Raw genomic sequence first — 6,205 nt, forward strand, 5'->3', positions numbered from 1 at the left:
ATCAGCGTGTCATTGCCGGCCCCGCCGATCAACCTGTCGTTACCCGCACCACCGTCCAGAACGTCGTTGCCGGCGCCCCCGGTGATCGTGTTGGCCAGTATATTGCCCGTCCCGGAAAAATTGCCGGTGCCAGTGAAGGTCAGGTCCTCAACATTGGCAATGTTGGTCAGCGCGTAGGCAGAAAGCGTCGTCTTGACCAGATCCGTGCCTGCATTGGCAGCCTCGGTCACGACATCGGCCAGATCATCGACAACATAGGTGTCGTTGCCCGCACCGCCAATCAGGATATCGGCTCCCGCCTTGCCGTCCAGCGTGTCGGCGCCTGCCGCGCCAGTGATCACATTGACCGCAGCGTTGCCGATACCCATGAACGACGTGGTGCCGGTATAGGTCAGGTTCTCGACGTTGACGCTGAGTGTGTAACTCGAAAGCGCCGTCCTGACAGTGTCCGTTCCCTCGCCCGCGTTCTCGGTTACGACGTCGTTTGCAACGTCGACGATATAGGTGTCGTCACCCACCCCACCCGACATCCGGTCCAGTCCAGCACCGCCGTTCAATGTGTCGTCGCCGGCGCCGCCGGTAAGCGTATCATTTCCCGCATTGCCCCAAAGGGCGTTGTTCACCTCGTTGCCGACAATCGTATCGTTGCCGGAGCCTGCCTGAACATTCTCGATCAGCGACGCCAGGTTGTCATGATAGAGAAGCGCATTGAAGATGTTCCCGCGAGCATCGCCGCCATTCGAGCCGCCTCCCAAGTAAGCCAGCTGGAGTTGCGAAAAGACCGAGTACCCCCCTGGTCGCAGGTCGATTTGAAGGCTGGTGGTGTAGGCACTTAGATCGTAGGTGTCGATACCGCCGCCGTCCCAGATTGTTGCGAAGATCCTGTTCGCGTCTGGAGTAATGGCCGCGACTCCATTCACATAGGTCACGCCTTCGTTCGGCTTCCATTTGTAGACGGTATTGTCGCTGTTTGTCGTGTAATCCGCCCCGTACATTTCCTGCAGGGCGGCGATATCGAGCATCATGAAGGTCTGTGGCGCGCCATTCTGCTCGTATTTGTAACCACTCGCACTGTCTCCGACATATGTGCGGTAGGTCATGATCGTATATTCGACGGAATCGTAAGCACCGGGCACGACCAGCGAATTGCCTAGGTACGGTTCGTGACCGTGTTTCAGACCGAGAGCGTGACCCAGCTCATGTGCCAGCGTGTGGCCTGCGTAGTTGCCGAACTCCGGATAGCGATAATCATCCGCCGTACCGGCATATGTTGTCCCGAACCATATATCGCCAGCGGCACTATCCGGACTTGGGGTATACGCCCATGCAGTCGAGGGAAGCCAAGATTGTGCAAACCGCACCGACGCGGAGTCCGCGCTGCCGGCCACAAAATCGGCATTGGTAAATCCCTCTACGGAGAAGCCGTCATTTGCCGTGTTTCCGTAGGACTGCTCCATAAAGAACAAGGCAACAGAGCGCTGTTGCGAGGAAATCGCGGAGAAGCCGTAATCCTTCTCGCCACTATAGGAGTACGAAATCGAGCTTGTGGGAAACGCATAGGTGATCGTACCGTCCCAGGCGTAGCCGCTGAGAAGCCCGTCAATTTTCTGATCCCCCGTCAAGCTGACGTTCTTCGTAGGAGTAACAATGCCCGTCATGAAATCACCGCTTGCTTATACCGCCTCATCGTGTCCTGGGTCGGCTCATCTCCCCACGCGCAGGACACTCGGCTGAAAATTGAAGTTAAGTCCGGATACACAATAACGCGGCAGCCCTGGCAATTGGCTTCTCGCGCTGAGGCAAAAGGCAAATCACTTCAAGAACATAATTTGCAGAAAACACGCCTTCCAGCCCCTCAAATTCAAGATAAGTTCTACAATTATTCAAAAAATGAGCAGATCTACTGCGGTCAAAAAACTTCGTAGCCACTACCTTTATCGCTCATGGAGCGCCTCGTCAGCTATCTCAACCAACGGGGAAAACACATACTCCAATATTCTGCGCTGGCCGGTGCGCACCTCGGCGACAGCCGCCATCCCTGGAGATAAGTTAACTTCCGCACCGTCAGCTTGAATGTGATCGCTTGCAAGGCGCAGAGTGACCGGAAAGACCAAATTCTGCATTCGCTCCGCGCTACCGAAGGCTGTACTTGACTGCCTTGCGATAGGGTCACCCTCACGGCGGGCTGCGTCCGGCTCCGGAATGGCATCGGCTGCGACCTTCACGACGACGGCGGAAACGGTCCCGTAGCGGGTGAAGGGAAAGGCCTCGAGTTTTACGACCGCCTCCTGGCCCACTCTGATGAAGCCAATGTCCTTGTTCGGCATATAGACTTCAAGCTCGAGTGTGCTGTCTTGCGGTACGATCCGCATCAGGTCCTGGCCAACGGTGACTACCTGCCCGAGGCCGGCGACAGACGAGGATTGCACCGTTCCATCAATCGGACTGCGCAACGTCATCTGATCGAGAGAATTCTGTGCCTTCGCCAGACGCTGCTCCAATTCGTCCGCGCGGCGCTCGGCATCACCAAGCCTGTCAAGCTGATCACTTAGAAACGCGCCTTCTGCTTTCCGTTTCTCTTTTGCGAAGACATCGATTGCGGCCTCGGCGTCGGCAAGCTGCCCCTGCTGTATCGCCAGCTGCGTCACCTGTTCCTTCATTGTTTCGGTTGCATCGATGACGCTTGCCATCGTGCCGGCATCCTTCAAAGCAAGCATGCTGCGCATCGCAACACGTTCCTTGAGGGTTTCAACGAGGGATTCCTGCGCGGCCACTGTCACTTTGAGCCGTTCACGCTCCACTTCCTTCTGATGCTGCTGCGCGCCGAGTGAGGCGATAGTCGCATGATATTTCTCGATGTCGCCGCGCAGAATGCCGCTCTCGCGCTGCTGCAGCTCGGGGCCTGTATCCTTGTCCCAGCTCATTTCCGCAACCGACCCCACCGCCGGTTGCGAACGCACGAACCGGATGGCAGCCCTGCGCCGCTGAACCTCCGCCTTAACCGAGGCAAGGCCCTTTGCCGCGTCTCTCTCGTCTGCGAGAGCATCCGTAGGATCAAGTTCGAGCAGAATATCGGCGCGGCGCACGTGGTCGCCGTTTTGTGGTGGCAGTGTCTTCACCTTGCCCGTCAGCAACGGTTGCACGACCTTGACGCGGCCGGTCGGCTGGATCTTGCCTTGCGCTGCCGCGATAATGTCGATGCGGCCGAGATAGGACCAGACCAGCGCAACCGTGGTGAACAAACAGATGATCAGGATCAGCGCCATGCGTATGGGCGATGGTGGCGTTTCCAGTACCTCGAGGGCCGGCGCCAGAAATTCGTGATCGGCGCGCGTTGCCGGCCGTCGCGGAAGACCCAAATAGCGAGAGGCGTTCGCCGTTGCGCTCATGCCGCTCCCCTGTCGTTCTGCAAGGCCCAAAGACGCGAATAGAGCCCATCTGGACGCCCCAGCAATTCGTCATGGCTGCCGACCTCGGCGATCCGGCCGTCCTTCAGGCCGACAATCCTGCTGCATGGCCGGATTGCGGCAAGCCGGTGCGCGATGATGATCACCGTTCGACCGCTGGCGATCTGCCCCATGTTCGCCTGAATGACCCTCTCGCTTTCGTAGTCAAGCGCACTGGTTGCCTCATCTAAGATCAATATCGGCGGATTGGTCGCAAGAGCCCGGGCAATAGCGATCCTCTGGCGCTGGCCGCCGGAGAGGTTCGCGCCGCGCTCCTCGATCATCGAGTCATAGCCCTGTGGTAGCCTTGTGATGAACTCATCGGCGCCGGCGAGCTTGGCGACAGCAATGACTTGAGCCCGTTGCATTGCCGGGTTTGAGAAAGCGATATTGTCGTGAATCGTGCGGTTGAACAGAAGGTTCTCTTGGAGAACTACTCCGATATGGCTTCGAAGCCAGGCGGGATCGATTTGCGAAAGGTCTGCCCCGTCGAGAAGGATCTGCCCCTCTTCCGGAAGATAGAGCCGTTGGACGAGCTTGGTCAGCGTCGATTTTCCAGAACCGGAGGCCCCGACGATGCCAATCACCTCTCCGGGTCGGAGCTCGAGCGAGACGTTTTTCAGGACTTCCGGAGAGCCAGGCCGATAGCGGAAGGTGACATTACGAAATTCGATATGCCCCCTTGGGGTCGGCAACGACAAGCGGATACCGGGCGGACGCTCCATCGGGGTGTTCAGAATGTCGCCGAGCCGATCGACGGAGATCTGCACCTGCTGAAAATCCTGCCAAAGCTGGGACAGCCTCAAGACCGGCTGAGCGACCTGGCCGGCAATCATGTTGAAGGCGACCAGCGAGCCAACCGATAGATCGCCATCGATGACAGCCTTCGCGCCGAAGAGCAGAAGAGCTGCTGTCGAGAGCTTGCTGACATATTGGATGGCGTTTTGTCCGCCAGCACTAAGCAGCGTCGTATCGAAAGCTGTCCGCACATAGGCTGCAAGCTTCTCCTCCCACTGTGCCTGCATTACCGGCTCCACTGCGGCGGATTTGACCGTGTGGATGCCGACAATCGCTTCGACGAGAAATTGCTGGCTCGCAGCACCCCGGTTGAATTTTTCCTTGACGAATTCGCGAAGCGGCGGCCTGACGGTCATACCGATCAGGATGTAGATCGGGATCGCGGCAATGACGATCAGCGTCAGGCTCCACGAATAAGCGAAGAGAACCGCGATGAACACAAAAGTAAAAATGACATCAAGCGCCGAGAAAAGCCCCTGGCCAGTCAGAAATGCGCGGATCGTTTCAAGCTCGCGTACCCTTGCAACGGTCTGACCTGCCGAGCGCGTCTCGAAATAGCCGAGAGGCAGCCGCAGCAGGTGATGGAACAGTCGTTGCCCAAGTTCGACGTCTATCCGGTTTGTCGTGTGCGCCAACGCATAGGTTCTGAGATATTGAAGCACAACATCAAAGAGGCCAATGATCGCGATGCCTGCGACCAGCACAAAAAGCGTCGAATAACCTTTATGTGTCAGAACCTTGTCGACCACGACCTGAAAGAATAAGGGTGTGACGAGCGCAAATATCTGCACAAACAGCGATGCGAGCAGAACATGCGCCAGCGGCTTGCGGTATCGCCAGATGGATGGCACGAACCACTTGAAGCCGAATTCCCTGGGATCAGATCCCTCCCCGCCGATCTTCCGGCCGACGAGGATCACACGCGAGCCGATTTCCGCCAATATATCTGAAGGAGCAATTTCGCGATCAACACGCGTTATCGGATCGACGAGCCTGTACTTACCGGATGGATTCAAACCGCCGAGCACTTGAAAGGAGCCGCCGCGCATTTTGACAATTGCCGGGACCGGCATTGATCGAAGGCGCTGCTCCGATACTCTCTCCACGACACGCGCCTTGAGACCGATAATCCCGGCTGCTCGCTGGATGTCGATGGCTTCAGATGCACGTCCCTTCAGCGCCAGATCGTGCTGAAGGCGGTTTGGATCAGCGGCAATCCGGTAGAACGCAGCGATACCGCAAAGCGCACGAAGACCGGAGTCGTGATGCTGCGGACCGATGCCATCCATACGCGAAGTTATTCCCCCTCGAGTTGCAGATACTTGCGCCCGCCGAAGCGAACCATTCGCTTTGAGCCTGCACCCACGATGTAGCTTAGTCAGAGCTACAACGCTATGGGGATATTAACACGCACAAGTTTTCGGGATGGTTGTGGCTGAGAAATCACGAAAGACCACTAACAGAAGCTTGACGCTGCTTCCGCCTGTGCATCCGGCCTAACTCAAATTCCTATCCGGGACTTTGTAAAGTCCTCACACACTATCAACCTCAGGGTCGGACCCGCACAGTCTGCGCACCATGGACAGAGATCGCCTGGTGTTCGTTGGCCGAACGGGCGGGACTGTTTGTTTTGGTTGCGGTGTTTGCGGCATCCGCTTCACTTGGCCTTGAGGTTATGGTCCGCAGGACGGCGAGTTAGCCTCGCCAGCGGCGCAGTTGTTTTCGGGCCGGCGATAGTCACGGCGCGATGTCTTTGCCGGGATATTTAGACGAGATGGAAGTGAGGGGAGCTTTTGGTTTTGCTGCGTCGGCTTTGGGAGCTTATGCGGCTTTCGAGGCGTTGAACCTCGCCGTGTTATCAAACAAAAAAAAGCCCGCTTGGATGCGGGCTATATGTTTGGTTGCGGGGGCAGGATTTGAACCTGCGGCCTTCAGGTTATGAGCCTGACGAGCTACCGGGC

Annotated in this window: 3 protein-coding genes; all 3 read right to left on the reverse strand. The window is 57.4% G+C overall.

What is annotated here, in order from left to right; all coding sequences use genetic code 11:
• Positions 1-1,658, reverse strand: a 1,658-nt coding sequence (locus AC1DF8_RS36095; protein WP_478157597.1) for a M10 family metallopeptidase, incomplete at its 3' end; no start/stop codon positions are given.
• Positions 1,659-1,934: 276 nt separating this feature from the next.
• Positions 1,935-3,389: an HlyD family type I secretion periplasmic adaptor subunit gene (locus tag AC1DF8_RS36100; protein ID WP_478157598.1), complete on the reverse strand. Its 1,455-nt coding sequence runs from the start codon at positions 3,387-3,389 to the stop codon at positions 1,935-1,937.
• Entirely contained in the window at positions 3,386-5,533 is a 2,148-nt protein-coding gene (locus AC1DF8_RS36105; protein WP_478157599.1) for a type I secretion system permease/ATPase, read from the reverse strand. Before AC1DF8_RS36105 ends, AC1DF8_RS36100 begins: the two co-directional genes overlap by 4 nt.
• Positions 5,534-6,205 lie beyond the last annotated feature (672 nt).

The sequence above is a fragment of the Rhizobium sp. 05N49 genome (assembly GCF_056396805.1).